The 25487-nt window shown below is 56.5% G+C and carries 31 protein-coding genes and 1 pseudogene; 18 read left to right on the top strand and 14 right to left on the bottom strand.

Translation table 11 applies throughout. The features are described from left to right. Positions 1-22: 22 nt before the first annotated feature. Positions 23-343 carry a metal-sensing transcriptional repressor gene (locus ABGT73_RS01240; RefSeq protein ID WP_346668034.1) on the bottom strand — a complete coding sequence of 107 codons (321 nt, stop codon included), beginning with the start codon at positions 341-343 and terminating at the stop codon, positions 23-25. A gap of 238 nt (positions 344-581) precedes the next feature. Here ABGT73_RS01240 and ABGT73_RS01235 point away from each other — a divergent pair, with 238 nt between their 5' ends. Further along, on the top strand, positions 582-1454 hold the full coding sequence (locus ABGT73_RS01235) for a phosphatase PAP2 family protein (protein ID WP_346668033.1): 873 nt from the start codon (positions 582-584) through the stop codon (positions 1452-1454). Between the two features lie 73 nt (positions 1455-1527). Here the strand turns inward: ABGT73_RS01235 and ABGT73_RS01230 are convergent, their stop codons facing one another. Genes ABGT73_RS01230 through ABGT73_RS01220 form a run of 3 tightly spaced genes read right to left on the bottom strand, consistent with a single transcriptional unit; the run spans position 1528 to position 3725 of the window. Next, positions 1528-2214 carry a GDSL-type esterase/lipase family protein gene (locus ABGT73_RS01230; RefSeq protein WP_346668032.1) on the bottom strand — a complete coding sequence of 229 codons (687 nt, stop codon included), beginning with the start codon at positions 2212-2214 and terminating at the stop codon, positions 1528-1530. Positions 2215-2247: 33 nt separating this feature from the next. Next, on the bottom strand, positions 2248-3078 hold the full coding sequence (locus ABGT73_RS01225) for a DNA glycosylase (RefSeq protein WP_346668031.1): 831 nt from the start codon (positions 3076-3078) through the stop codon (positions 2248-2250). Beyond that, a complete protein-coding gene (locus ABGT73_RS01220; protein WP_346668030.1) occupies positions 3075-3725 on the bottom strand; it encodes a cyclic nucleotide-binding domain-containing protein in 651 nt (216 codons plus the stop codon). The genes ABGT73_RS01225 and ABGT73_RS01220 overlap by 4 nt, the downstream gene beginning before the upstream one ends. Positions 3726-3815: 90 nt before the next feature. Between ABGT73_RS01220 and ABGT73_RS01215 the strand changes: the two genes are divergently transcribed. Then, positions 3816-5135 (top strand): MATE family efflux transporter, encoded by a 1320-nt coding sequence (locus ABGT73_RS01215; RefSeq protein ID WP_346668029.1) that lies wholly within the window; start codon positions 3816-3818, stop codon positions 5133-5135. Between the two features lie 38 nt (positions 5136-5173). On the opposite strand, the gene ABGT73_RS01210 is transcribed toward ABGT73_RS01215, so the two are convergent. Together ABGT73_RS01210 and ABGT73_RS01205 are read right to left on the bottom strand one after the other, a co-directional pair. Then, positions 5174-5830, bottom strand: coding sequence for a hypothetical protein (locus ABGT73_RS01210; RefSeq protein ID WP_346668028.1), 657 nt, complete (start codon positions 5828-5830; stop codon positions 5174-5176). Between the two features lie 87 nt (positions 5831-5917). Further along, complete coding sequence (locus ABGT73_RS01205) at positions 5918-6898, bottom strand: O-acetyl-ADP-ribose deacetylase (RefSeq protein ID WP_346668027.1); 981 nt, start codon at positions 6896-6898, stop codon at positions 5918-5920. Between the two features lie 230 nt (positions 6899-7128). Here ABGT73_RS01205 and ABGT73_RS01200 point away from each other — a divergent pair, with 230 nt between their 5' ends. Next, positions 7129-7683, top strand: a complete 555-nt coding sequence (locus ABGT73_RS01200) for a hypothetical protein (protein ID WP_346668026.1) — start codon at positions 7129-7131, stop codon at positions 7681-7683. A 90-nt stretch (positions 7684-7773) separates the two neighbouring features. On the opposite strand, the gene ABGT73_RS01195 is transcribed toward ABGT73_RS01200, so the two are convergent. Both ABGT73_RS01195 and ABGT73_RS01190 read right to left on the bottom strand, forming a co-directional pair. Beyond that, positions 7774-8301 (bottom strand): hypothetical protein, encoded by a 528-nt coding sequence (locus ABGT73_RS01195; protein ID WP_346668025.1) that lies wholly within the window; start codon positions 8299-8301, stop codon positions 7774-7776. Positions 8302-8640: 339 nt separating this feature from the next. After that, the gene (locus ABGT73_RS01190; protein WP_346668024.1) at positions 8641-9132 is read right to left on the bottom strand and encodes a hypothetical protein; all 492 of its coding nucleotides are present in this window, start codon (positions 9130-9132) and stop codon (positions 8641-8643) included. 263 nt (positions 9133-9395) lie between these two features. On the opposite strand from ABGT73_RS01190, the gene ABGT73_RS01185 reads away from it, so the two are divergent. Next, complete coding sequence (locus ABGT73_RS01185; protein WP_346668023.1) at positions 9396-10085, top strand: hypothetical protein; 690 nt, start codon at positions 9396-9398, stop codon at positions 10083-10085. A 185-nt stretch (positions 10086-10270) separates the two neighbouring features. Here ABGT73_RS01185 and ABGT73_RS01180 read toward each other — a convergent pair whose 3' ends face one another. Together ABGT73_RS01180 and ABGT73_RS01175 are read right to left on the bottom strand one after the other, a co-directional pair. Then, positions 10271-11044, bottom strand: a complete 774-nt coding sequence (locus ABGT73_RS01180; RefSeq protein ID WP_346668022.1) for a hypothetical protein — start codon at positions 11042-11044, stop codon at positions 10271-10273. A gap of 32 nt (positions 11045-11076) precedes the next feature. Further along, a complete protein-coding gene (locus ABGT73_RS01175) occupies positions 11077-11886 on the bottom strand; it encodes a hypothetical protein (RefSeq protein WP_346668021.1) in 810 nt (269 codons plus the stop codon). Positions 11887-12105: 219 nt separating this feature from the next. On the opposite strand from ABGT73_RS01175, the gene ABGT73_RS01170 reads away from it, so the two are divergent. From ABGT73_RS01170 to ABGT73_RS01160, 3 genes are all read left to right on the top strand, one after another. Continuing rightward, positions 12106-12621 (top strand): hypothetical protein, encoded by a 516-nt coding sequence (locus tag ABGT73_RS01170; protein ID WP_346668020.1) that lies wholly within the window; start codon positions 12106-12108, stop codon positions 12619-12621. Between the two features lie 65 nt (positions 12622-12686). After that, positions 12687-13082 (top strand): hypothetical protein, encoded by a 396-nt coding sequence (locus ABGT73_RS01165; RefSeq protein ID WP_346668019.1) that lies wholly within the window; start codon positions 12687-12689, stop codon positions 13080-13082. A gap of 95 nt (positions 13083-13177) precedes the next feature. Continuing rightward, positions 13178-14173 carry a hypothetical protein gene (locus ABGT73_RS01160; protein WP_346668018.1) on the top strand — a complete coding sequence of 332 codons (996 nt, stop codon included), beginning with the start codon at positions 13178-13180 and terminating at the stop codon, positions 14171-14173. 133 nt (positions 14174-14306) lie between these two features. Here ABGT73_RS01160 and ABGT73_RS01155 read toward each other — a convergent pair whose 3' ends face one another. The 3 genes and pseudogenes from ABGT73_RS01155 to ABGT73_RS01145 all read right to left on the bottom strand — a co-directional run bounded on the left by ABGT73_RS01155 (position 14307) and on the right by ABGT73_RS01145 (position 16846). Further along, positions 14307-14675, bottom strand: coding sequence for a phage tail assembly protein (locus tag ABGT73_RS01155; protein WP_346668017.1), 369 nt, complete (start codon positions 14673-14675; stop codon positions 14307-14309). A gap of 12 nt (positions 14676-14687) precedes the next feature. Further along, positions 14688-15121 (bottom strand): annotated as a pseudogene (locus ABGT73_RS01150) (phage tail protein). An 18-nt stretch (positions 15122-15139) separates the two neighbouring features. Next, positions 15140-16846 (bottom strand): phage tail sheath family protein, encoded by a 1707-nt coding sequence (locus ABGT73_RS01145; protein WP_346668016.1) that lies wholly within the window; start codon positions 16844-16846, stop codon positions 15140-15142. Between the two features lie 331 nt (positions 16847-17177). On the opposite strand from ABGT73_RS01145, the gene ABGT73_RS01140 reads away from it, so the two are divergent. The 6 genes from ABGT73_RS01140 to ABGT73_RS01115 all read left to right on the top strand — a co-directional run bounded on the left by ABGT73_RS01140 (position 17178) and on the right by ABGT73_RS01115 (position 21189). Then, positions 17178-17696, top strand: coding sequence for a hypothetical protein (locus tag ABGT73_RS01140; protein ID WP_346668015.1), 519 nt, complete (start codon positions 17178-17180; stop codon positions 17694-17696). A 135-nt stretch (positions 17697-17831) separates the two neighbouring features. Beyond that, positions 17832-18275 carry a hypothetical protein gene (locus ABGT73_RS01135; RefSeq protein ID WP_346668014.1) on the top strand — a complete coding sequence of 148 codons (444 nt, stop codon included), beginning with the start codon at positions 17832-17834 and terminating at the stop codon, positions 18273-18275. 373 nt (positions 18276-18648) lie between these two features. Beyond that, complete coding sequence (locus ABGT73_RS01130) at positions 18649-19158, top strand: hypothetical protein (protein ID WP_346668013.1); 510 nt, start codon at positions 18649-18651, stop codon at positions 19156-19158. 41 nt (positions 19159-19199) lie between these two features. Continuing rightward, the gene (locus ABGT73_RS01125) at positions 19200-19883 is read left to right on the top strand and encodes a hypothetical protein (protein WP_346668012.1); all 684 of its coding nucleotides are present in this window, start codon (positions 19200-19202) and stop codon (positions 19881-19883) included. 211 nt (positions 19884-20094) lie between these two features. Then, positions 20095-20397 carry an immunity 53 family protein gene (locus ABGT73_RS01120; RefSeq protein WP_346668011.1) on the top strand — a complete coding sequence of 101 codons (303 nt, stop codon included), beginning with the start codon at positions 20095-20097 and terminating at the stop codon, positions 20395-20397. Positions 20398-20529: 132 nt separating this feature from the next. After that, a complete protein-coding gene (locus ABGT73_RS01115) occupies positions 20530-21189 on the top strand; it encodes a hypothetical protein (RefSeq protein ID WP_346668010.1) in 660 nt (219 codons plus the stop codon). A 44-nt stretch (positions 21190-21233) separates the two neighbouring features. On the opposite strand, the gene ABGT73_RS01110 is transcribed toward ABGT73_RS01115, so the two are convergent. Then, on the bottom strand, positions 21234-22055 hold the full coding sequence (locus tag ABGT73_RS01110) for a hypothetical protein (RefSeq protein ID WP_346668009.1): 822 nt from the start codon (positions 22053-22055) through the stop codon (positions 21234-21236). 214 nt (positions 22056-22269) lie between these two features. Here ABGT73_RS01110 and ABGT73_RS01105 point away from each other — a divergent pair, with 214 nt between their 5' ends. The 5 genes from ABGT73_RS01105 to ABGT73_RS01085 all read left to right on the top strand — a co-directional run bounded on the left by ABGT73_RS01105 (position 22270) and on the right by ABGT73_RS01085 (position 25275). After that, the gene (locus tag ABGT73_RS01105) at positions 22270-22650 is read left to right on the top strand and encodes a hypothetical protein (RefSeq protein ID WP_346668008.1); all 381 of its coding nucleotides are present in this window, start codon (positions 22270-22272) and stop codon (positions 22648-22650) included. A gap of 127 nt (positions 22651-22777) precedes the next feature. Then, the gene (locus ABGT73_RS01100; protein WP_346668007.1) at positions 22778-23242 is read left to right on the top strand and encodes a hypothetical protein; all 465 of its coding nucleotides are present in this window, start codon (positions 22778-22780) and stop codon (positions 23240-23242) included. Between the two features lie 81 nt (positions 23243-23323). Then, positions 23324-23992 (top strand): hypothetical protein, encoded by a 669-nt coding sequence (locus tag ABGT73_RS01095; protein WP_346668006.1) that lies wholly within the window; start codon positions 23324-23326, stop codon positions 23990-23992. A gap of 51 nt (positions 23993-24043) precedes the next feature. Beyond that, a complete protein-coding gene (locus ABGT73_RS01090) occupies positions 24044-24532 on the top strand; it encodes a hypothetical protein (protein ID WP_346668005.1) in 489 nt (162 codons plus the stop codon). 218 nt (positions 24533-24750) lie between these two features. Continuing rightward, on the top strand, positions 24751-25275 hold the full coding sequence (locus ABGT73_RS01085) for a hypothetical protein (protein ID WP_346668004.1): 525 nt from the start codon (positions 24751-24753) through the stop codon (positions 25273-25275). Positions 25276-25487 lie beyond the last annotated feature (212 nt).

Genomic DNA, 25487 nt, shown 5'->3' with positions numbered 1-25487 from the left:
TGCGATGGAATGGCCCCGGGGCTCACTTCATCAGCTTCTGGATGACCCGGAGCAGCTCGTCGATGCTGGCGTCGGCTGTCTCCTTGTCCCCCTCGCGGATGTCGTGGGCCACACAGGTGCGGATGTGATCGGAGAGGAGCTCCTTGTTGAAGGCGTTCATCGCCGCCGTCACCGCCGCGCTCTGCACAAGAATGTCGGGGCAATACATGTTGCTTTCCACCATCTTGCGGATGCCGCGGATCTGCCCCTCGATCCGGCTCAGCCGGTTGATCAGGCTTTTGTACTCCTCCGGCGTGCGCTCCTTGGTGCGGTGGGTGCAGCAGCAGTTCTTTTCCTGTTCCATGGGTGCTTCCTTTCCGTGGTTTTGTCTTCGTATACCCCTGTGGGGTATCTGTATCATATACCCGCAGGGGGTATATGTCAATACCCCGGGCCTGCTTTTTACAAAAAATTCCGTACCGCAAGACAGGGCGGGAAGCTCCCCCGAAGTACAGCCTATGCCTTTTGCGCCCCATGTGGTATACTACTTCTATGGGAAAAGGCCCCGCGGGGCCAAAACACAGGAAATGAGGGAATGTTTCGTGAACGGATGTACGCCTTTTTTGTCCCGCCGCACCCTGTGGGGGGCCGTCGTTGTGGCGCTGGCATTGATGGTGCTGGGGTCTTTGGTGGACTATCCCCTTTCCTCGGCGCTGTATGACGATTCCAGCCCCTTTGCCCTCTTCTTCGCGGCCTACGGCGCCATCCCCGCGCCCCTGGGCTGTGTGGCGGCGGGCACGCTGTTTCTCTGCGGGCGCAGCGGGGCGCGGTCTGTGGCCGGGGTGCTCCAGGCGGCGGGAGGCGTTCTGCTGCTGGTGGTGGGCGTGGGGCTCGTCTGTTTCCTGCCCGCCCTGTATCTGCCGGTATCGCCGGTGGTGCCGGCCGCGGCGGGGCTGGTGCTCTGCCTTGTCACCGTGCTGCTCACCCGCCGCCTGGCCAAGGGGGCAGACCCCAACCGCATCGCCCGAGTGGCCCTGGCCATCCTGCTGGTCATCCTCTGCCAGCTGGCGGTGGTGAATCTCATCAAGGTGTTCTGGGGACGCCCCCGCATGCGATTGGTGGTCAGCCATCCCGAGGCCTACTTCTTCCCCTGGTGGCGGCGGGGCGCCGCCCTGAAAGGCCCCCTGCTGGCCGCCGGAGTGGGCGCCGACGAGTTCAAGTCCTTTCCCTCCGCCCACACCGCCAACGCCGCCACCATGCTGCTGTTGGGGCTGGCCCCCTGCCTCAAACCCCGGCTGGGGCGCTACCGGCGGGCGCTGGTGGCCTTCGGGTTTGTCTGGACCGCCGTGGTGGCCCTCTCCCGCATCATGCTGGGCGCCCACTATCTGACCGACACGGCGGCGGGCTTCCTCATCGCGTTTTTGAGCGTCTATTTCATCTGCGGCGCGCTCTTCCGGCCGCGGGGCAAAGGGTGATTTCCTTTTTGTATACAAAACGACCGGCGGAGCCTTTTTGCGGAGGCTCCGTCGGTCTTTTCTGTTGTTCTGTTTACTGTGCCCCGATCTCCTGCAGCACCGGCAGCAGGGCATCCAGCACCGGCTTGTAGCCGTTGGCATACATGTGCATGCCCTCGATGGTGTACTCCGCCTTCAGGTTGCCGTCGGCATCGGTCAGCCCGGCGTTGCAGTCCAGGAACCGCGCCCCGTACCGGGCAGCCAGGGCCCGGACCCCTTCGCTGGCTTCCCGGATGCGGGCATTGGTGCGGTGGCGGAAAATTTCCTGCATGTGGGGGATGGTGGCCACCGCGGGATTGACCGGGTAGTAGGCCATCAGGTTGAGCCTGGTGGCGGGCAGCCGCCCGCGGATGGCCTGCAGGATCTTTTCGTAGTTGTCCAGCAGGCGGGACAGCCGGTACTCGGGGCCGTTGAGGTCGTTGGTGCCGATATTCAGGAACAGGTGGGCCGGTTCCAGCGCAAAGACACAGTCCTCCAGCGCCGCGTAGAATTCGTCGGTGGTGAAGCCGCCCACCCCGCGGTTGTAGATGGTGTAGGGCAGCTGGAAGTCCAGCAGGAATTCATAGATGGGGAACTGTTCCATCAGGCTGGAACCGGCAAACACGACCTGTCCCTTGCGCACGTAGGGGTTCAGGTGCCGGAACCGGGCCAGTTTGTCCTCTTTCTCCTGGCGCTGGCGCTCCCGGAAAAATGTCTCCCAATCCACGGTTTGTTCGGTCATACAGATACGCTCCTTTCCAAAAAACAGGCCACATCACACCCCGGCGAACCGCTCCTTGTGGGCGATGGCGTAGTAAAAGGCGAACTGCTGCAGAATGCCGGCGTATTCGCCGTAGTCCGGAAAGGGGTTGCGTCCGCCGTATTCCCGGGCAATGATCTTATGGATCCAGGTATCCACGGGGGCGGCGCCCATCCTGCCATAAGAGAAAAGGCAGATGCAGTTGGCCACCTTGTCCCCCACCCCGCGGATGGTTTTGAGGGTCTCGAACAGCTCTGCGTCGGGCAGGGTCGCCAGGGCCGTGAGGTCAAGCTGCCCCGACAGCACTCTGGCCACGGCGTCCTGGAGGTAGGGCACCCGGTAGCCCAGCTTGCAGGCGGCCAGGTCCCCGGCCTGTGCCCCCGCCAGCTGTGCGGCCGTGGGAAAGGTGTACAGTGTTTCGCAGGGGGTGGTGACGGCCTCGCCGAACCGCTGCGCCAGCAGTTCCACCGCCTGCCGGATGGCCGGGATGCTTTTGCGCTGGGAGATGATAAAGGTCACCAGCATTTCCCAGGGGTCCTGGCGCAGGATGCGGATGCCGCGGCCCTCTTTGGCCGCCAGCTTCATGTAGGCATCGGAATCGGGGATGATTTTTTGCACGGCGGCGTAGTTGCGCTGCAAATCAAAGTAGGGACCCCACACCCGCTGCCAGGTCTCTTCCGGGCAGCTCACTGCAAAGCCCCCGGCAGACTGCCGGAGGTACAGCACCTCCCGCCCCGTGACAAAGCGGAAGGATCCATCCTCAAATTCTTTTACCCGGAAACACTGTCCGCTCTGGGCAATCTTGGAAAGGTCAAAATCGTCGGCTATGGAAATTTGCGTGCTCAAAACCCGCTCTCCTTTCCTGTGGTAGTTTGCGGCCCGGCCAGCCGGTAGCAACCCCGGCCGGTTTTGATGACCCGGCCCCCGTCGCAGAGCTTTTTCAGCACCCGCTGGAGCTGGCGGCGGCTGCAGTGGAGGGGTTGAAGGGCCTGGTTCACCGAGGTGATGGCGTGGTCCGGCTGGACGTTTCCCAGGAAAAACAGCACCCGTTCCTCCAGCGTCTGGGCGGAGGCCGTCATGACGGCGGACAACGACAGCTTGGCCGCCAGCTGGCGCAGCACAAACCGCAGGAAGACCGGGTCGTTTTCCAGGGCCGCCTGGTTTTCCCGGAAGGGCACCGCCAGGCAGAGCACCCGCTCCGCCGCTTCGATATAAAGGGGCAGACTGGCCGCACCGCTGAACTCGATGTCCCCCAGCAGGGTGCCGCGGGCCGCCTTGGAGATGTAGCGGATGGCCCCCTCCTCGGTGAGGTGGTAGATGGAGACACTCCCCCGCACCAGAATGTAAAAGCAACGGAGCAGCCGCAGCGGGTCGTTGAGGATCTCCCCCTTTTCAAAGGCCACCAGCTTCAGCACCGGCGGCCGCTGCCGGAAATGCTCCCGTTGCTCTTCGTAAAACCGTTCCAGCCGGGCCCGGCCCGCCAGTTCCTGCATCCTGCTCACCTCTTTTTTCTCTATTGTGCCACATGACACAAACAGATGCAAGGGGAACGCCTATAATAAAGTGCTGTGGAGGCGACCTGTATGGAAACTTTGTTTGATTCAAAACATCTGTACCGCAGCTATTTTCAGCTGGCCTTTCCCATGGTGCTGGGGCTGGTGGTGACGCTGGTCTACAATCTGGCGGACACCTTTTTCATCGCCCGCACCAACGACACCAACCTGATCGCCGGGGTGTCCCTCTGCGCCCCGGTGTTCACCGCCCTGATGGCCTTCGGCAACATCTTCGGCCAGGGCGGCAGTTCGCTGATCTCCCGGCTGCTGGGCGGCCAGGACGAGCAGGGGGCCAAGCGGGTCAGCGCCTTCTGCTTTTACATCGCGCTGGCCACCGGCGTGGTGCTGGCCGTGCTGATGAGCGCGTTCAGCCATCCCCTGCTGCTCCTGCTGGGAGCGGACGCCGACACCCTGCCCCACGCCTTTGCCTACTACATCGTGCTGGCCGTGGGCGCGCCCATCATCGTGCTCAGCTTCATCCACTCCAACCTGGTGCGCTGCGAGGGGATGGCCGCCGAATCCATGATCGGCACCATCCTGGGCGCCGTCATCAACATCATCCTGGACCCCATCCTCATCTCGGTGGCGGGGATGGGCGCCATGGGCGCCGCCGTGGCCACCGTCATCGGCTACCTGTGCAGCGTCCTCTATTTTCTCTGGCTGCTGCACCAAAAAAGCCGCTGTCTGTCCGTCCGGCCCTCCCTCTGCCGTGTCAGCGGCCGGGAGCTGCGCCAGATCCTGGGCGTGGGGGTGACGGCGGCCCTGAGCAACCTGATGCAGAGCCTCTGCGTCATCGTGGTGAACCAGTTCCTGCTGCCCTACGGCAACGACAAGATCGCCGCCATGGGCATCGTGCTGAAGATCAACATGATCGCCCAGCTGGTTTTGATCGGATTTTCCTTCGGCGGGGTGCCGCTGTTCGGCTACCTGTACGGCGCCCGGCGCCGGGCGGAAATGAAAAAGCTGGTGCGCTTCTGCCTGGGCTTTTTAACCGCCCTCTCCCTGGCATTGACGGCGGTGCTCTGCCTGTTGGCGTCGCCCCTCATGGGGGCCTTTGTGAAGGACGCCGCCATGATCGCCACCGGCGCGGAGATGCTCCGCTGGCAGGCGGTCTCCACGGTGTTTGCCGGTATCGTGCTGCTGCTCACCGTGCTGTTCCAGGCCACCGGCAAGGTGGGGCCCGCCTTTGTGCTGTCCATCAGCCGGCAGGGGGTCGTCTTTGTGGCGGCGCTGCTGGTCTGTGTAAGGCTCTTCGGCTATAACGGCGTGCTCATGGGCCAGGCCGCCGCCGATGTGTGCAGCGCCCTCCTCGCCCTGGGCCTGCTGGCGGGCAGCGGCAAAAGGGCATAAAACAGGAGGGGCAAAGGCGGTGCCTTTGCCCCTCCTGTTTATTTTTGTTTCGGCCGGCGCCCGCGGAAGTCCGCCTCCACGGCGTCCTTCCAGTGTGGGTCCAGGATGGAACTGTTCCGAAGGGAGGACACCGCCTGGCTCATGGCCGCGTAGTTGAGGCGGGTGCCCACGCTGTCGCTGTGGTAATTCACCGCCCGGTCGGGGGCAATGCCCAGATGGCCCGCCGTTTCCACCGCGTCGATGTTGGCCCCCAGGAAGAGGAACTCCCAGCCGTACCGCTCCTTCTGGCGCCGGATGTCCGCCTTCACCTGCGGGGCGGTGTAGTGGCGGCTGGCGTTCTCCATGCCGTCGGTGGTGATGACAAAGAGGGTGCGTGCCGGCACATCCTCGGGCCGGGCGTACTTGTGGATGTTCCCGATGTGGTGGATGGCCCCGCCGATGGCGTCCAGCAGAGCGGTGCAGCCCCGCACATAGTACTCCTGCCCGGTGATGGGCCGCACTTCATGCAGCGGCACCCGGTCGTGGAGTACCTCCGCCCGGTCGTCAAAGAGGACGGTGGAGACAAAGGCCTCGCCGGGCTCCTTTTTCTGCTTCTCGATCATGGCGTTGAAGCCGCCGATGGTGTCCTTCTCCAGCCCCTGCATGGAACCGCTGCGGTCCAGGATGAAGACCAGTTCCGTCAGATTCTGCTTCATACAAATACCCCCTGTACTGTGTTTGTCTGGCTTACAATCACAGTATAGGGGGATTTTTGCGGGCTTTGGTCGCCTGCCGGGCGACATTCAGCCGCCCAGCAGACTCTGGTCAAAGGCGAAGAGAGCCTCGTTGATTTCAAAAATATTGTAGTTCCCGTGGGCGATGAAATACTCCACGATGATGTCGAACTTGCTGGCGTGGGAAAAGGCAAACCCCGCCTTGGACAGCAGTTCCCGGGCCTCCCCCAGGGGCAGTTCCAGCGCCACCGCAAAAGCCATGGCGGTGGGCTTGGAGGGCTTGTAGTGCACGTCCGAGCGGATCTTGGAGAAGAGTTTGCGGTCGATGTTGGCCTTTTTGTAGCACTGGGCGTCGGTCATGCCCAGCTCGTCGATCTTGCGCAGCAGCATCTGGGAAAAGCTCTCGTCCAGCCGGCTCAGCGCCTGGTTCAGTCCTTCGGGCACCGCCCGGCAGGGTTCCGCCGCCATCGGTGGGGCGAAAAGGACCGACTGGCGGTACGCTTCCTCAGGGGCGGTATGTTCGGCCACATAGCGGTCGTCGATGTAGGCAGCAATGTCGGCAAAGCGCTTGTTGCCGATGGTATAGGCCGCCCGGTCGAAGATCACCAGGTACACCGTCATCTCATGGTCCAGCAGGAAATTCCCGATGGTATCCACCGCCACCTGCAGCGCCTGGTCCTTGGGGTAGCCGTACACCCCCGAGGAGATCAGCGGGAAGGCCACAGTCTCGCAGTGACAGGCAAGGGCCAGTTCCAGGGAGGAGCGGTAGGCCGACACCAGCAGTGCCTGTTCGCCGTGGCTGCCGCCCCGCCAGACGGGGCCTACCGTGTGGATCACATACTGGGCCGGCAGCCGGTAGCCCTTGGTGATCTTGGCCTGTCCGGTCCGGCAGCCGCCCAGGGTGCGGCATTCCTGCAAAAGCTCCGGCCCGGCCGCCCGGTGGATGGCGCCGTCCACGCCACCGCCGCCCAGCAAACTCTCGTTGGCGGCGTTCACAATGGTGTCCACCTTCATCTTGGTTATATCGTTGCGTACAATCTGCAGGGGCATGGCAGTATCGCCTCACTTTCCAATAGCATCATACCATACACGGCGCCGGGCTGCAATCAGTCAAACGGAAGAGAGCGGGACCGGCCGCCGCCCCCCTCCAATTTTTTGCCGCAGGGTTTGGTCAGTATGGGAATTGAAATGCCTACGGGCAAACGTGTAGAATAGAAATGAAATGTATCTTTCGCAGACACCCCGTGACGATTTTCGCGGCACAAGGGAGGTGACGGGCCATGCTGTATTCCGATTTGACAAATGAAGCCATCATGTTTACGGATCTCGTGCTGTTCATTCCCGTGGGATACTATTTGATCACCCAACTGACGGGCGGGATCATCCGCGCCGTTGCGGGCGAAGCGGAAAATGACTTTCTGGAAAATATGGTTTGCTTTCTCATCGGGCTGATCGCCATCTATGGTGTGATGGTGCTGGGATCCTTCAACGTGGCCCGTTCCCTGCCCCGCATCCTCCTGAAGGATATGCCGGAATCCTCCGCCGTCTTCTCCCGCTGGCAGGAACGGACCAAGAACAGCGCCGTCAATGTTGTAGTGGTGGACGGAGAAACCGGCCAGGAAATCAAGCTCAATCTTCTGAATATCTCGGAGGAAATGGGGCTGCTCCATGGCGGGGATGCCACATGGATTGAGGAGATCGTATGCGTGGGCAGCGCCGAAGAAGCGGGAGGATTTTATCTGGACGCAAACGGTCAGATGCAGGCGCTCGAGGTTTCGGCCAATGTCCTTCGGATCATGCAGACCAATGCGCTGCATGTACCGTTCCGGCAATAAATTTTTCCCAAAAGATATCCGGTCAGACAGGGCGGACTTGCGGCCCCCGCCGCAGGGAAGCGTCACGGCGGCGCTGGAGCCGCCCCCATCTTACGCATCATAGCGCTGCCGGGCATAGGCTGCCGGGTAGGGGCCTTTGTCCTCGATATGGTAGCGCTTGAGCAGGGCCAGCCCGCCCGCGCTCATTTGGGCCAGAAGTTGTTCGGCAGGGCCCCAGTCGCCATTTTCTGCGGCTTGCAGAACCTTCAAATCTCGCCAGTAGATTGAATCACAGTCTTTGGGATTGTTCCTCTTTGGGAGAACGGCTTCTTTGAGAAGCTGTTCTTCTTCCAGCAGATTATTTTTGAACGCAAGAAGGTTTTTCTCGTACAAATAATGATACCGTATATCCATGATATGTCCGAGGTTATGATACCTCTGCGTCATAAACTCTGCTCTGGAACGGTTTCCCTCATACGTTGCCAAAAAATCCAGCGGCGCAAAAAAGGTACAATCTAAAACCTCCTGTACTATGTCCCAGCGCAAAGGTTCAAGGGTGATTCCAAAATAGCGCTGCAATAGTTCTGGTGTGCCGTGCCTTAAATACCATTCCAATGATGAATTGGAAATTTTCGTCACTTTGCGAAATGGATGCTCCGGGGTGGGCGCCGGAACCGTCCCCGCTGCCATGCGCCCTATAATTGTCAGAAAAGTCGTACATGAAACATTATCTCGCAGTCGAGCAATTGTATCAGGTCAGGACAAAACCAAATCGGCTCTGACCCTATAACATAATTTTCTACATTTCCATGTTCCCAACGAGGGTACACTGTCGCCACAATGGGCCCGCTGCGCCGGACAAACAGCTTGCCTCACTTATCAAACCCTCGCAGAAGAAGCTGCTCTTCCACATACTCCATTCCTTCCTGGCAAAGCGGATTCAGCGTAAGCATGGACAGCCTCCTTCCTTTTTTCTCCTTATGACAGCGTGCAGCTGGCCGCCACTCCCTCCCGCAGCTGCGGGTCGGTGCTGTCTGCCGTGAGGACATACCAGCTCAACACCCAGCGGTCAGCACTTCCGGCCGTTTCCGCCGTGGCATTCCGGGAAACCCAGTCCGCCTGGCGATAGGTTTCCCAGGCAAGCACCTTCAAGGGCGTGGCCCCTTCGGAAGGATAGCGTGGCGGTGTTTCCAGCTGTGCTTTCAATTCTTCATAGGAGGCGTCCGAACGGACAGTGACAAACACATAGGTTTCCCACGTCCGCGCCGTCACCGGCAGGTGGCAGATCTCCACAGTTTCCGGCTCTACGTCTGGTGGCAGGTCCAGACTTTTTGCCTCCTCCATCAACTCCTGCACCTGCCGGGCGTTGGCGTCGGCAGCTGCAGCCCGTCGCTGTGCTGTCCACACTCCCCAAAAGGCCAGCAAAGCCACCAGGACCACCGCCGTCGCGGCCAGCACCGCCTTTTGCATCCCACCGTTCACCTGCCCTTTCCGTCCCGCCTGGGTTGCTGTCAACTCTATCTATAGTGTACTGGTTCCGAGACAGCAGGGGCAAGCAGCAGATTGCCCAAAAACGGCACAACTTTTTTGTCAGTTATGCGGTTGCAAAAACAGCAGCCGGGCGTCTTTTTCCTTGCAAGGAGGGCCGGGTCCCGTGTACAATACAAGTAACGATTCATTGGCTGTGGTCCCATCCTCTGCGGCTGCGACCTCCTGCGCCGGGGCGGACTTTCATGCGTCCTTTGGCAGCATCGCCCTTTTTGCCGCCGAGAAACCGCCGGCAAGGTCGTTTTTCCTATCCACTGTCTGCGGAGCGTGATGTATATGAACTTCCGAAAGCATTGCCTGACCTGCTCCGCCAGATAAAAACATTTCCGGGTGATTCCATACCAGGCCATAACGGGGGGGTGACCTTCATGAATCCAATGGATAGCGGCGATAAGAATGCAATCGCAGGGCAATATGATTATTACGAGGCCAGAGTGTTGGGAATCACCGCCGAACATTTTTTGAGTAAAGTGTATCTGTATCACGAATATGACTGCCGTACCGTTGTGAAATACACCTTTACCGAATGCTACCGCCTGGACTTTTCCCATGCTGACGAACAGGTCGGCCAGCTGGAAAAAAGCAAATGGAAGCCGGAATTTTATACCTATGGGCAAATCGACTACTTTATCCAGGATATCCACATTTCCAAAAAGATGTATGGCTCCCATGCCTTATACCAATGCGGTCTTGATTTTGGAATTGCCCGGCTTGAGATTTTGTGCAGGGATGTGGCCATAGAAAAGCTGGCACTGGCCCGGCTCAGTGAAGCCGAAAAGAGGAATTTTGTGGTCCCTCCGCCGAGGAGTAAACCGGGCACTGAACGAACCGCTTCGGTGACGCCGGGATTGGTCTTCCCAACGACGGCCGCATAAAACCAGGTACGGGCTTCCGAGGCAATCGGAAGCCCGTATCTGATCGTTTTAGGTCAGCTCCTTTCCGTCATTGGCAATCCCAGTTCTATCCATGGGATAGACAAGGCCCTCTTTGAAGGTGCGTTTTCCCGTGTCGTCGGAGCCTGCTTTCCTTTCCGTATCCTCGTCCGGTGCAGAGGACGCCTTTATTGCATCGGGGAAATCCCCTGGAACCGCAAAAAGGTCTTGCCCTCCTCCGACATGATCCGGTAAACTGCCTGGAACGGCCCGAAATCCTTCCTCCCGTCCCCTGCCGCATCGGCAAAGCTGTCGGAATCCGTCAGACGGAAGGAGACCGTCACGGAATCCCCTTCCATTTTGGCCGTCGCCTCCTGGGCGGAATAGGGCGAAACGGGCAGGCCCGCCTCCAGATTGAAGTGGTATTCCGGCACAGAACCGTCATAACAGTCGGGCGCATCGCAGGACCAGTCCGCCACGCCAAACAGCTGGTACGCGATGTTTTGCGCCTCCGCCTCGGCGACATGGGCCACAAGGTTCGGATTCCGGGAATCCGGCTCGGTGATGGTCACGGCGTCCCCATAGGGATAGCCCGGCTCCTCCCGATACCGGCTGATTGTGGCGATGAACTGGAAGATCTCCCGTCCGTCCAGTGCTGTGACACCGGCGCTTTCATCGAAAGTTTGCAGGCAGCAACTGACGATCTGATCGGTGAGAACCACCGCCTGCTGTTCCCACGCTTCGGTGTCCGGCGCCGCTTGGGCTGGGGGCTCCCCGGTGGCCGCCGAGGGAACAGAAGCAGCGCTCGATGCTGTGGGCGCAGATTCCTCTCCCCCCGCGGACGCTTCCCCGGAAGGAACTACCGCCGAGGAGCTGCTTTCCTCCCCCGGCTGCCCGAAAGCACAGCCGCTGACACCGGCCGCCAAAAATGCACACGCCAAAAGCAGGGACAGTTTTTTCATGCGATACCTCCTGGAGGAAGCGGATCCCGCCGTCAAAAGGGAACGTCAAACTGAGAAAAGCGCCAGCCATTTTCCTGCCGCTGCAGCGAGATGGTGTAGGTTTCGGTGTTGGAGACGAGTCCATCCAGCCACGCCTGGCGGAAGGCCTGGTTGGCATTTTCGTCTACGGCATAGGTGGCGGTGACCTGGATGTCGATCTGGTCCGGGGTTTTATTCAAAAGGACAAAATCCATTTTGGTTGTATCTTGATCGTATGCCGGAGCGAAACCACGTTCGGTGGGCAGATAATACAGCCGCCCATCCACCGGGCGGAAATAGACGGTACCGTCCGAGGACAGATAGCTGGTCTCCAGAAACTCTTTTGTGAAGATGCTGTCCAGTGTAGTGTAAAACAGGTCCCAGCTCTGGTAATGGTTCAGGGCGGGTGCGTAGGATTTTCCGTCAATGGTCAGCTGATCCCAATAGGTCAGGCTGGTGTCCGGCGTGTCACAGGGGAAAAAATTGGTCGCATCGATGGCATAGGTGCCGATGCGGATGATCATCATTTTGTAGGCGCAGCGGTAGAGCATCTGCAGGTCCTCCGGCAGAAAATCCGGGGCAGGCACCTGCAAATCCTGCTGGGACAGGGGCGGTTCCTGCGCTGCATCGGTGGACGGTGTGTTCTCGGGTTCCGGGGACGGTTCGCTTTGCGGGGCCGCATCGGTGGAGGGCGCTTCCTGGGAAAGGCTGACGGTATCGGACGGCTGCGGGGCCGCGGCGGAGGATGAGGCGTCACCGCACCCCACCAACAGGCAGACGCACAACAGGGCTGCAAGGGCCCCCATTTTCTTGCCGGTTCTCACGGTCATCGCCTCCCCTATATTCCTTTATAAATCCAGTGTATCAATATAAAAGAGTTTCTTCAACACCAAAGCCAAGAATTTACATCTAACGCAATGGGCAGGGAGCCTTCAACCTGGACCAGTCCCGGGAACCTGTCCAATTTTGCCCGCCACAGTTTGGGCATTTTGGAAATTGAAACGGGCACGAGCCAACGTGTAGACTATAGATAGAGTGAATCTTTGGCAAGCGCAGACTATTTTTCGCAGGAAGGGCGGCGGGAAACATTGTTGAATCGCATAAAGAAGCATCAAGGGATATTGCTCGGCGTCTTCGTGGCTTTCCTCTTGCTGGAAGGCCTCTTCCTGCTGGGGCGAACCGGCCTTTTCGATGCTGTTCTCTGGCGTTTCAAAGTCGGGCGGGCGGCAGAAAGCGGCACGCCTTTTCAGATGAAAGAGATGTTTCTGTTTCCATGGGATTCGCTTTATCTCCCGCACGAGCCGTACAGCGATGGCTATGAACTGAAGGAAAAATACGGACTGGATTTTACCATTCCCATGGGCGACATGGATACGCAGATACGGCTGCTGTTCTTTGAGAAGAGCCGGCTGGTGAAAGTTGTGAAATTGGATAAGTTTAATAATGACTTTGCTTTATCTGTGGAGCAGGTCTTTCCGGAGGATACCTTTGTTGCGCAAAAGAGAAATGGCATGGATTGTGTGTATATCATAGAGAAACAGGAACAGGGCTTCGTTTGATTCTGAGGCGGATGGCAAGGCACAAACGGATGCCATAGACCTGTTTGACTTTAAAAGGAGTAACCATGCGTCAGTTTATCCATGGCATCTGCATCGAGAAGAAGAACTCCCCGGTGTACAGATCAAAACTCATCCATGCCTTTGCGAAGGAATACGATCTTACCTCTGACCGGTTATGGAACTGCCTGCGGATTAGGCCGCTTTGCAGAGAATTTTCCGAAGTGGAAAAATTGTCTATCCCAGGGCCGGTATTCTTTTACGAAGAGCGCTGCGGGGAAACCTATCAAACCACCTTTGCCGAGGTGTGTGACTATCTGAACCAGCTCGAACCGTGGGAATTTATTGACGGCTATGTTTTCGACGAGAGCTATCGCTGGCTGATCTGCATTACCCACGAGGACCTGCGGTGCCTCCTTGTGGGGTTTGAGGATGAGAGGACTTTCCGGAACGGGATGGATTGAACGCTTCCCCACCCCGGCCCTTTTGCGGGAAGGCCGCTTGGATGCGTGTGGGGCCGTCTGTTCCCGGATATGATGGAATCCTGCAAGCGGGTCGGATGGAGCAGAACAAAGAGGTGCAGAGCATGACGGGTATACTTCGATGTTTTCAAACCAACAAGACAGGCCGGAAGAATCCATGGCCTATAATATTTGCATTCGGCTGCACAGCCCTGTCGCTGATTCTTCTGCTTGTCGGGATCGCGAATTCCCATAGGATGGGAAAAAGCGAACAGCAAGCCGTCACAGCGCTGGAAAGGCTCGTCGTCGGGATCGGGGAGGACGGCACGGTCCGGCTGGTCACGGCCACTCTTGACGACCAAGTTCGCTCTGTTAATCGGTATCCATTAGAGAGTGGTGTAACCGACCTGCCGGATTCATTACCGGTAACGGAGCAAACCCGGATACGGTATCCCTGGGCCGTTGCGGTCAGTCAGGGTAAGCTCTTTGTCTTTGATTTGCGGTCGATCGTTGCGGAAAACACACCTTGTCAAGCGGTCTGCGATCGTCAAAAACTGTATATTGCCTATGTGGATGGAGAAACCGCCTCGATCGCCATCGTGGATTTCTCGGATGGCATCCCTCCAGTACAGATTGAAAAGGGATTTCCAAAGCAAATTGCAGAATTGCCATACAAGTTTGCTGTGACATCGGACGGCATACACTATCTTCAGGCAAGGCGCGAGGACGAAGAGCGATACCCCACACAATGCTTGACCGATAATGGCGTGACGATAGAAAATGTGCCGTACATTTTTACGGGAAATGGCAGACTGTATGCAGCTGCATTTACTGGCCTAATGATGAAAGAAGGATCAGCGTTCGTAAAGCTTGTTCCATGGAGTAGATTGCGGGAGGTCGATTGGTACTTTTCATCGGTAGAACCAATTGTGCAATTCATCAATGATCGGTATCTTTACTTCAAGTGTTCAACAGAATTGCCGGTTTACCGCACGATACTTTATTACGTGGTCGTCGACACAAAAAACTGTACGTGGTGTACCATAGATTACGGTAATCCTAGGAGTGATTTATACGATAAGTTGTATAATTGATCGCTGGAGAGCAGCCTGCCGTAAAGTCCATCCATAAAATAAAAGACAGGGCTCACGAGAATAATTCGGAGCCCTGTCCTGTTTTGTGGAACATACCGGTAGCGATTCGAAAATGCCTCGGGGGAAGGTTCTTTCACACAACCCCATCGAACTTCAGGGTATGGGTGAACTGACGGCCGCAGTGGGGGCAGGTGACCCGGATCTGGGGCTTTTCGGACTTGTTGATGGTGTCGTACATATTCTGCAGAAATTCCATATCGCAGATAAACAACCCTTCGATGATTTCGGGGGTGACGGCGGGCAGGGTTCCCAGGGAGACCACCACCTTGCTGAGCACCACGGCGTTGAGGCAGCTTTCCTCGGCTTTGACGCGGGGGTCCCGCAGGGCGCCGAGTTCATCCCCGGCGGTGGCCAGCCGCATACGGCCTTCCCGGTGGAGGGTGCCCTCGGCGTCCAGATAGCCTTTGGGCAGGCGGAAGGGATAGACAGTCTGCAATTCCATGGCGGTTCCTCCTTACTTGGTGCGGGTGATGCCTTCGCAGACCAGTTCCAGGCTCTCGATGGCCACCTCGTTGCTGGTGGCGTTGAAGTCGGGGGCAGCGTACTTGGTGGGCCAGGCTTTTTCCAGCTGCCAGGAGGCGACCTCCTTCATTTCATCGTCCATCAGGGTAATGACCACCGTCCTGCGGGGGCCTTGCCGTTCTGGATCTCCTTCATCCAGTCCACAAAGACCTGGGACTCGGTGGTGCCGCACTTGAGGGTGACGTTGGAATACTTCAGGATGCCGGGCTGTTTGCCGGGGGTCTTGCCGGCCATGTTGCCTTCCCGGTATTCCACCAGGTCGGAGGTGATGTCGGGGGACGACACTTCGCTGAAGCCGGCCTCCCCTTTCCCGTCGATGAGGACCTTGTAGTTGTACTTTTTATACGGATAGATGATTTCTGCCATGGTGCGGGTCTCCTTTCCTCAGGTGGCGCTCTGGGTGGTCTGGGTGATACGGAAGACAACGAACTCCGCCGGACGCACGGGAGCAACGCCGATCTCGCAGATCAGCCGCCCGCCGCGGATATCGTCCTGGGTCATGGTGGCGGTGCCCACCTTGACGTAGTAGGCCTGGTCGGGGGTGGAGCCCATCAGGGCGCCGTTGCGGCGCTGGGTCTCCAGGAAGAGGGAGATGGTCCCCTTGACCCGGCTCCAGAGGGATTCGTCGTTGGGTTCAAAGACCACCCAGCCGGTGTTGGCGCGGATGGACTCCTCCAGGAAGATGAAGAGCCGGCGTACGTTGACGTACTTCCAGTTTCCGTCGCTGGAGCAGGTTCGGGCGCCCCAGACCCGGATTCCCTGGCCGGGGATGGCCCGGATCAGGTTGACGCCGTTGGGGTTGAGTTTGCCCTGTTCCGCCTCGTTGTACTGGACGGCCAGGCCGGTGCAGCCCTTGACGATCTCGTTGGCGGGGGCCTTGTGGACGCCGCGCTCGATATCCACCCGGGCGTAGATGCCGCACACCGAACCGGAGGGCGGCAGGTAGGTGGGCCGCTTGAGCAGCGGGTCATACACCTGCACCCAGGGGGCGTAGAGGGCGGCGTAGGAGGTATCATAGGCGCTGCGGTGGGTGTTCAGGGCGTCCACCGAGGTGCAGTCCAGCGGAGCGTCCAGCACGGCAAAACGGTTGGAGAGTTTTTCACAGTGGGCGATGAGTTTGGCCTGGACACTGGCGTCGGTGACGCCGGGCACCGCCATGATGGACACATCGCTGATCTCCCGGAAGGCCTCGATGCCGGTGCGCTTGCCCGGGCCGCCGTCGGTGCCGTTGAACACGCCGGCGTTGATGCCGTCCAGCGTACCGTTGGCGCCGCCTGCCAGGCCGATGCGCAGTTCGGTGTCCCCGGCCTGTGCGCCCAGCAGTACCAGCAGATCATCGGTTTTATCCTCCACCGTCAGGGTCAGGGCTGCCAGGGTGGATTTTTCCGTCACGGCGGGCAGGTAGTCCGGCGCCAGCGGGTTCAGGGAGCAGCCGGCAAAGGCCTCCTCCTGTCCGCCGCCCCGGATGGCCAGGTCCACGCCGCAGGCCTCCACCGTATGCCGGGGCACCGGGTCGGTATCCACGGCGTCGTCGGGCAGGGCCGGATCGGCGGTGATGACGCTGCCGGTCAGAGATGTGACCTTATGGTAACTGACGGTGTCACCGCTGCGGTAGGCCAGGATGTCCCCCGCCCGGAATCCGGCGGCATTCTTCAGCTGATACCGCCCGTCCCCCTGGGTGGCCAGCACCTGGGTGCGGGCCCGCACACAGCGGGTCAGCAACACCTGCATGGTGTTGGCCCAGGCGCCGGGGTCCCGGGCCGTCACCTGGACGGGGCCCTCCGCGCTCTGTGCGATGGCGGCGTCCTCCGGCGCCACCCGCATCACGTAGCAGGTACTGCCGCCGTTGGTGAAGAACTGCTCCACCGCGTTGGGCAGGAAGCGGCAGGAGCCGTACTCCTGTTCCGGGAGACAGCCGCCGAACCGCCGCTGGTATTCAGCAAAGCTGGTGAGCAGGACAGGTCGGCCCGTGACGGGGCCTCTTTCCGCTAAGCCCAGGAAACCCGCGGTGCTGGTCCCCACGCCTTCCATGGCTTTGACGCCGGAATCAAATTCTTCCACATATACGCCGGGTGCAAGATATTCTGCCATTGTTGCTGTGTTCCTTTTCATTCGGTATTTGTAATTAAAATAGCACGACACGGTCCTTTTGTCCATCGACAAGCCAGATAATTTTGAGAAAAGCAATCCGGGAATAACGGGTTATTGTTCTCGAAATTCTTCTTTCGATGAAAGGGAACACTGCTGCAATGGTTCTGCCAGAACTGCGAAGGGCCGCATCGTCAAAGGGCCTGCCAATTTTACCTTGGATACTTTGGGCAGTTTGGTACTTGATACCGCCAAGAACGAACGTGTAGACTATATGTATAATCAGTTGAACCTGCTCGTGTAAAGACCACCACTTGTAGGGAAGGTGATAGGGATGAGAAAATTTTGGAATAGCCTCAGGCGCTGGGAAAAAATATTTCTGGTCATTTCGCCTATTTTGGCGGCTCCTATTGTGGCAGGCGTTATCTACGGCATCTATCTCGATTTCCAGCCGCCTCCGCCTCTGTCCCCCATGCAGAAACAGATCGAGCGCTACGCACACAACTTCGGCTTCCCATGGCAGAATGTTTATGTCGATGCGGTGGGGGTTTCTGACTGGTGCTATCACGAAACACGGGCACCGATACAATTGGATCATTATTACTATGAAGTCGTGACGAGCGATCAGACGCCCTATTTGATTTTGGTTGGATATGACCCGCTAGCTATTTACGAAGAACTTCACGAGGGGCAGCCCTATCGCCTGATCGGTGATACGGCACAGATTCCGAATGATGTACTGGAGGGCGTCGCAGAACTGAAAAGCACGACCGTAGACGAGCTGCGGGAGTTGTACGGCTACCGCTGCCTGTCCATTTACCCCAGTCGGAGCGAAAAACTGCCCGCCGCATAGCATATTTTACCCATTTCGCACGCAACACAAAGCCGAAGGTTGGCATTTCGACAGTCACCCTATTGGCGGAAATCCTATCAATCCATGCAGCAAAAAGCAGGGCTTTAGAATCCATAGAACATGGGGGGGAATAAGTTGGAACAGATTATTATCAGAAATGCTCTTGTCAAGTGTGTTTCGTCTTCCCTAACGTATGAAATGCGTGACGAAGAGACACAGAGCGATACGGTTCGTCGATTAGGAAAGGAAGGGCTGCTGACAAAGATTTTCAAAGAAGATAAGCGCACATACAATGATTTGTTTGAAGAATATCAAGCCTTTCAAAACGGTACCCCAAGTGACTCCTTTCTGCATATGTATTTGATAAGCTCAAGGGCCGGGGTAGTTTTAGGCGCACACATTACCTTGTATCGGTTTGATTTTGAGGTGTATACCCTGTATAAAAATCTTGTCCCTTGGGGATATGCAGAAGGATGCAAGTATTTGGGAGACACCTGGTGGGAAAAGGATGAGGAAATTCTATTCAATTTACAACACATGTCCGTGGTGGAGTTTTTGGAACAATACAAAGGATTATAATGGGAGGCAAAAGTTCCGCCTTCTGTGTCAGACACAAAGTCATAGGGTAGTTAATGTAACGTATTCCTCCGTGAATCAGCAACTTGCCCTTTATGTACTGTGTTGACCTCCCATCATGTCAGCGGCCGGTTTTCCATTCAGGAAAACCAGCCGCTATCTTTTTGCATTTTCACTTGATGCCATTATCTACCCGTTACTGATGCATTCACCAATTCTGCCTGCGATTCTTTGGGCAGCTTGGTACTTGATACCTCCAAGAATAAGCGTGTAGACTATATGTATAATCAGTTCAATCGTCTCGTGAAAAGGCCGCCTCCTCACAAGGAAGGGGATTGGGATGTTCGATCCGGGAAAATATAGGAAGGGAAATACTATGTCAGAGCAATTTTCAGCCGAGTGGGGCACTGCAGCCCTGTTCATAAATGGAAAGCCAGCACAATGTACTGTCAAAAATCTTCCCTGCCGTACCGAGCAATTCTGCGTAAAAGGCAGAGTTTGCCTCTCCTGCAGGATTCCTAAAAGCCTCAACGGCGAAGAGACTTCCATAAAGTGTCGCGTACTGTTTCACGGCGCTTCGGATGTTGAGCCTTGCGCAGAAACGGGAGAAGAACTTGCTCTGGTCAGTTACTATCTTCATAACTACAAGATCAGTGTGGGTACTCTGGGAGACCAAAAAGACACCCGCTATCTTTATACAAGTGACGGTCTGGAAATCATCACGAAATGCATTATAAACCGGGTCGGATTTTATATTGCCTGGCTGGAAATGAGCGAAAACAAGGTAGAAAAGGAACGGCAGGAAATTTATACATGGCTTGCAGCGGACCCATCCTATCACAAAAACAAGATACCGGACGGTTTCTGCAACGAGGAAGAATCATGATGCCCAGGTGACTATTGCCGCGAATAGGAGGGAGTTTGGATATGAGCATTGTATCCACCCATAAAATAGGACGCAGGCTCCTTGCGCTGATCCTGGCAATCGCGACAGGATTTTTCCTGACAGCCTGTGACCCGACGGAATCCAAGAAGCCATTCAATTTCGTCGGAACCATTTGGGTATGCGAAGAGGAAAAGGCCTGTGTAGCGGTCATAAAGCAGGAAGATTTCGGGTATTCGTACGGGGAGATCCAGACAGAGGCGGGTGTTATTCCCATCACGATGATTTACGGTATTGCAAACAGCGGGAGATTCCGCGACTTTTATGAAGCGGATTCGCCGGATGCCATTTATTCGCACAAGATGGAGCCCGAGCGCAATTTATGGAAAGGAAGAGTCGAGTACCACACAAACAGGTTCATACTCAAAAAGGCCGATGAAGGGGAGACGTATTCGCTGTTTCCCGACGAGGATCTGCCGCTGACCTTTGTGCGGTATAATGTGCCGGAGGAAGATCTGCTGCCGCTGGTTCCCTGGGATGCGAAGGCCAATCTGACAGAAGGTTTCCAGCCGGGCGGGCTGTGGGAATTGACACAGGACCTGCTGGAAAAATATCCTCCCAAAAGGAAAATCCAGTGGTTCAACTTTGACCTGTCGGATTTCTGGCCGGATCCCTTCGGTGTATCAGCCCGGAAATTACAGAGCCCGGCAGGGGAAATACAACCGTGACGAAAGGTATCCGTATTCGCACATTGCTGCCGTGACCTGCTGCTTTGCGGGGCGCGTCTCAACGAATGGTGCCGGGAAGTTCGCGCCCTGTTCCTGCAATGTAAAGTGCTGTTTTCAAAGGAGAACAGAGCAATTATACTTATGATGAAAACGGTCCGCCAGCAGCAGAAAGTGTTACGCCTGTACCTGATGGAAGAAAAGGAGCGAAGGAATGGACCTGGTTTTATGGCTGCAAGAATGGTATCACCAGAACTGTAATGACCAATGGGAAAATTTCTACGGAATAAAAATTGAAACCCTTGACAATCCAGGGTGGCGTGTTTGTATTGACTTGAAGGAAACAAAATATGAAAACCTGACGCTCAAAAAGGTGGAAAAGGACCGGGGAATCTCTGACTGGATAACGTATGAAATTGTTGATGGCGTTTTTGTGGGAGCCGGAGACTGTACAAAACTGGGAGAACTCCTGCAGGCATTCAGAGAACAGGTGGAGAACACCAGCGATTCGCTCTGAATACGTTTCCACACGGGACAGTAGGGCGCTCTTTAAACGCGGATACATTTGCTTTTATCTATACGAATTTGCCCGTTTGCGCTACCGCTGACGGCTCACCAGCAAACTCGTCAGGGACCAGGAGGTTTGTGCATGGATCCGGCGTACAATACCAGACTTTGCAGGAGAACATCTTTGTTCTTGTTGCTGGCAGTGCTTTTTTTGACTGGCTGTGTTTCCAGATCCAAGCCTTATGACTTTCCGAATTCTGTCTGGGTCAATGAGGAAACAGGTGCCTGCGTTGTTGTGACAACGCCACAATCCTATTCCTATGGAGAAGTCAAAATCGACGACCAGGTCATTCCCATAACCATGATTTATCACTTCGGGGACTCGGGAGCCATTTTCGACTTTTATCAAGCCTACTCCGAAGAAACCGTCTGGGAGCCTTCTTTTCCTGACGAGAAATATCTGTGGGCAGGAGACATCGCATACGCCGCCAAAAAGTTCACCTTACAAAAGACCGATACCGGGGCATTTAAAAAGGACGGCAAGTATTCCCTGTTTTCCGATGATGACCTGCCGCTGACCTTTGTGCGCTACGACTGCACAGAGGAAGAACTGCTGCCATTGCTTCCCTGGGATGAAGAAGATCATCTCAAAGAAGGTTTCGAACCGGGTCAACTGCTGGAATTTGGTTTGTCCGTTGCGGAAGAAAATCCCAAAAAGGATATCGGGTCAGTCCTTGCGGACTTCTGGGCCAATCTCTTCCGAGGAACCACCAAAGTCCCCTCCGCTCCGGCAAACAGCTGAACCGGCATCGCCGCACGGGCAGGAACTTCTGTTTACGCCACGTTTTACGCATCATAGCGCCGCCGGGCATAGGCTGCCGGGTAAGGCCCCTTGTCCTCCACGTGGTAGCGTTTGAGCAGGGCCAGCGCCCCGGCGCTCTTTTCGGCCAGGTATTGTTCGGCGGGGCCCCAGTCGCCGGATTCTGCAGCCTCCAGAATCGGCAGGGCTTGCTGGTACTTATTTTCATACGTATCCAGATAAAACCCGTATTGCCGCAGGCATTCATCCCGGAATTTCTGTTCCATTTTGATATCTTGCTGTAAGGCAGAGAGATTTTTTTCATACATAAGAAAATTGCGCACACTAAAGAAGTGCCTTGTCTGCCGCAAATAGGTGTAGTAAGCCCTTTCCCCTTCATAGGTTGCCCGATAATCCAAAGGTGCCAAAAGCGTGCAATCCAGAACTTCCTGAATATGCTCCCAGCGCAATTCCTGGAAATCCGCGCCGAACTGTTGGCGCAAAGAATCCTCAGGGAACCCGCGCAGGTAATAGTTCAGTAAAGGATAGGACATTTTTGTTATTTTGCGGAACGGATACTCCGGCGTGGGCTCGGGAATACTCCCGTGTGTAATGCGTCTAGCGTTCACCCGGCACTGCATACCGTTGCCCCCGCGCAGCATTGCGATTGTGTCCGGGCACCACCAAATCGGCCAAATCCCTATGATATAATCTTCCAGTTGTCCATGCTCCCAACAAGGGTACACTGTGGATACAATCACTCCGCTGCGCCGGATAAACAGCTTGCCCCGCTTATCAAACCCGCGCAGAAGAAGCTGCTCTTCCACATAGGCCTGCCCTTCCTGGCAGAGAGGTTTAAGTGTAAACATAGACAGCCTCCTTTCCCGGGCCTGCATCGGCTCTATCTATAGTGTACCGGCTCCGGGACAGCCGGGCAAGCAGCAGGTTGCCCAAAAACGCCATGGTATTTTTGGCAGATATGCGATTGCAAAAAAGGACAAACGGGCGGCTTTTTTCTTGAAAGGATGGCCGGCCCCCATGTACAATAGAAGTAACGATTCACCGGGCGATCAGGAGGGACCTATGCGTTACCCGAAAGAGTTCTGGCTGCTGTTTCTTTTTCTGGAATATTGTTACACACACTGTCAGGAGGACGACCTGGGCGCCCTGCTTGGTGCCCTGAACCCCGGCATCTTCGCGGACGGGATTCCCGCCGACAGGGCAGACCTGGCGGAATGGGAGGATACCCACCGGGACGGCGACCTGTGCCGTGATACCTTTATAAAACGGGTCATTTCCTTCTTGCAGGATTTCGGCCGGCGCTATGGCTTTGATTTTTCCAGGACCCTTGTCCTGCTGGAAACTGTGGGTGAGGAGGAATACGCAGAACAGCTGGCGGCCGCCGAGAAAGAGGCGGCTGCGTGGTGCGCCGCCCATCCGGGCTGGCAATCTTCAGACCCATAAAAACGCATCGGCGCAACTCCCGGAAGTGCGGCCAAAAGCCATCGTGCTCACCGCGGGCCAGCGCCCTTGTATGGATTGGCCGCAGGATGCAGCCCCTATGCATCCGCCCTGGAAAGGATGTGATTCTGTGAACTGGAACGAGATCATAAGTGCCGAAGATTGCGAGCAATTTCTGGAAGCTGTACAGTCCTTGCACGACAGCTGTATCGTCCAGGCGGTGTACACCCCCGACACCTGTGTGGAGGAAAGCGGCGCGATGCACCCCATCAATACCCACAGCCAGCTGACCATTACCCTGCAGCAGCAAATCCTGGGCGGCGGACGCAACACCATCCACCTGCGCTTTGAAGAGATTGCATTGTTCCAATTGTTTCCCCGCCCGCCGCGCTATGATTCCATCATCTACGACTGTACCCTCCTGCGCCGGGACGGACTTTTCTATTGGGCAGATTTTCATACTTCCCGGATCGATGCGTCCTTTGGCAGCATCGACCTTTCTGACCCGGGGAAGGACGCTGGCACCTGGGTCGTGGCGGAAAAGATGTTCTGGAAGATGGAACAGACGGGCTGGAAGCGGACGCCCGCCGAGTAAGGAAGGCCGGTTCCCGGATTTTTTTTGTAAAACGAGGAGAGTTTTCCCCGACGCCCCAGGCAGATTCAGGAGGATCCACTTTTGTATACAGGTTTCTTTTCAAACAGGAATAAACGCCTGGTATGGGCTCTGGGCGCCGTAGCGGCTTTTGAGCTTACGGGATGCACTGACCGAAAAAAGCCCTATAACTTTCTCAACAGCGTATGGGTCTGTGAAGAAGCCCGCGCCTGCATCGCCGTGACAAAGCGAGAGTCACGGTCTTATTCCTATGGGGAAATCGAACTGAACGGGAAAGTTCTTCCCATCACCATGGTATATTTTAACGGGACGCAGGGCGCGCTCCTTGATTTCAGCAAAGCGTACTCTTCAGAAACGATTTTCACACCCCAGATCGAGCCCGACAAATACTTATGGCGAGGATACATCGCGTATACCACCACAGATTTTACACTTGAAAAGACCTTTGAAGATGGGTTCAAATATCCTCTTTTTTCTGATGATGATCTTCCGCTGACCTTTGTCCGGTACGACCGCACCGAGGAAGAGCTACTGCCGCTGCTTGCCTGGGACACAGAAGGAAACCTCCGGGAAGATTTTGAGCCGGGGGAACTGCTGGAGCTGGGATTGGATGTGTATGCGCAAGATCCGCCCGAAGAGAAGGCAGATGGGTTCAATCTGTCAGATTTCTGGCCGGACCCCTTCGGCGTATCCAATCAAAAGGCCCCGGGTGCGGCGGCCAGCGATTCCTGAAGTCTGCCATAGGCCCCTTTTTCAATGGACCAACCATCACAGGTGAATGCCATGAACTGGATTGCAAACGAAAGCATGAAAAAGCTGCTCCGCCAGTGCGGCGACGGGCAGCTGAATATCCCGTCCGTAAAAGTATCCGCGCTGCGGGAGCTGTTGTTTCCCCCGTTCAGAGCGGTGCGGGACTGTGTCATCCTGTCGGAAATGCCGGCTGAAGAACTGGATGCCGCCTTCGATCGGGCCATGGAGATATGTTTCGACAAGACCGATTATGAAGCCTGCAACACCGAAACGCGGATCGACTGCTTTTTTGAGGAAGCGCTGTCCCAGGAGCAGGGATTTGAAATCGCGTTATTGGCCTTGGAGACATGGGCACTCCAACTCAAGTGCATGCAGCCGGAGGCCCGGTTTTGCATGATTCTCTCCTGTGATGAGGATCGTACAGAAATCCGCTTTCACAAACTCCGGGAGGGCGAAAGCCTGTGGGTGGGCAGCGACATAAACCAGTACACCGATGGCGCCATCGGGTATTTTCTTCTATGATCGGGACGGACGGGGGCGGTGTATACCGGGTCTTCTCCCGGTGGCACGGGTTTGCGGAGCGTGATGTATATGAATTTCAGAAAGCGCTGCCTGGTCAGCACGTGCATCGGTTGCGCAACGCCGCTTTCACCCACCCCGGGAGCTCCCGACACCCACGCCAGATAGAAGGCGCAGCTGCCATTCTGTGAAGAGGTCGCACCCTGCAACGGAGGATAACCATGTGTGAACAAAAGAAAGAAATGTGCCCCATCAGCCGTCTGATCGGGCAGCCGGTGTATTACATCGGCCGGGCGGCGAATATGCTGGACCTTCATTTCGGGGAAGATGTGGTGGTTCCCGACAGAATCAGCGGAGAAAAACACGTGGGGACCTATTCCCTGCATGTGCAATGTCCCTGGCGGATCATAAACCTGGAAAAGGGGAAAATGCTCCTGGGAAGCCTGGACTTTTATGCGCCATCCACCGGCAAACTGGCCGCGGCAGATTTTGACTACAATCATTTTGACTGGGATGTCCGGGGCGGCAATCTATTTGATGAAAAGGCGCAGAAATGGTTTGCAGGGCTCGAACATGTGACCGTCGTTGCCGCCAGGATGAACCGCTTCGGCGACGCCAGGATCGACCTTTCCAACGGCGACCGCCTGGAAATCTTTGTGACGGCGACGGATGACGGGGAGTGCTGGCGCCTTTTTCTGTCGGCCAAATCCACCACCCAGCTGGTGGTGAATGGGTATGCCAATTGAGAGGACCTTGTCCTCGCACCATAATTCTTCCGACAAAAAACAGATACGGGCATTCCGAGACAATCGGACGCCCGCATCTGTTTTTTATTCAGGCATTATTGAATGATCAATGGTGCAACAAATCAACCGAGAAAACTTACCCCAAAAGGAATTATCCTATTTCACTGGGCATCACACTGAATTTTGATTCGAGTACAGGTTGCTTTCCGGGG

It is taken from the genome of uncultured Subdoligranulum sp. (assembly GCF_963931595.1).
In the GTDB taxonomy this organism is placed as follows: domain Bacteria; phylum Bacillota; class Clostridia; order Oscillospirales; family Ruminococcaceae; genus Gemmiger.
This window is presented reverse-complemented; position numbering and strand designations above follow the sequence as displayed.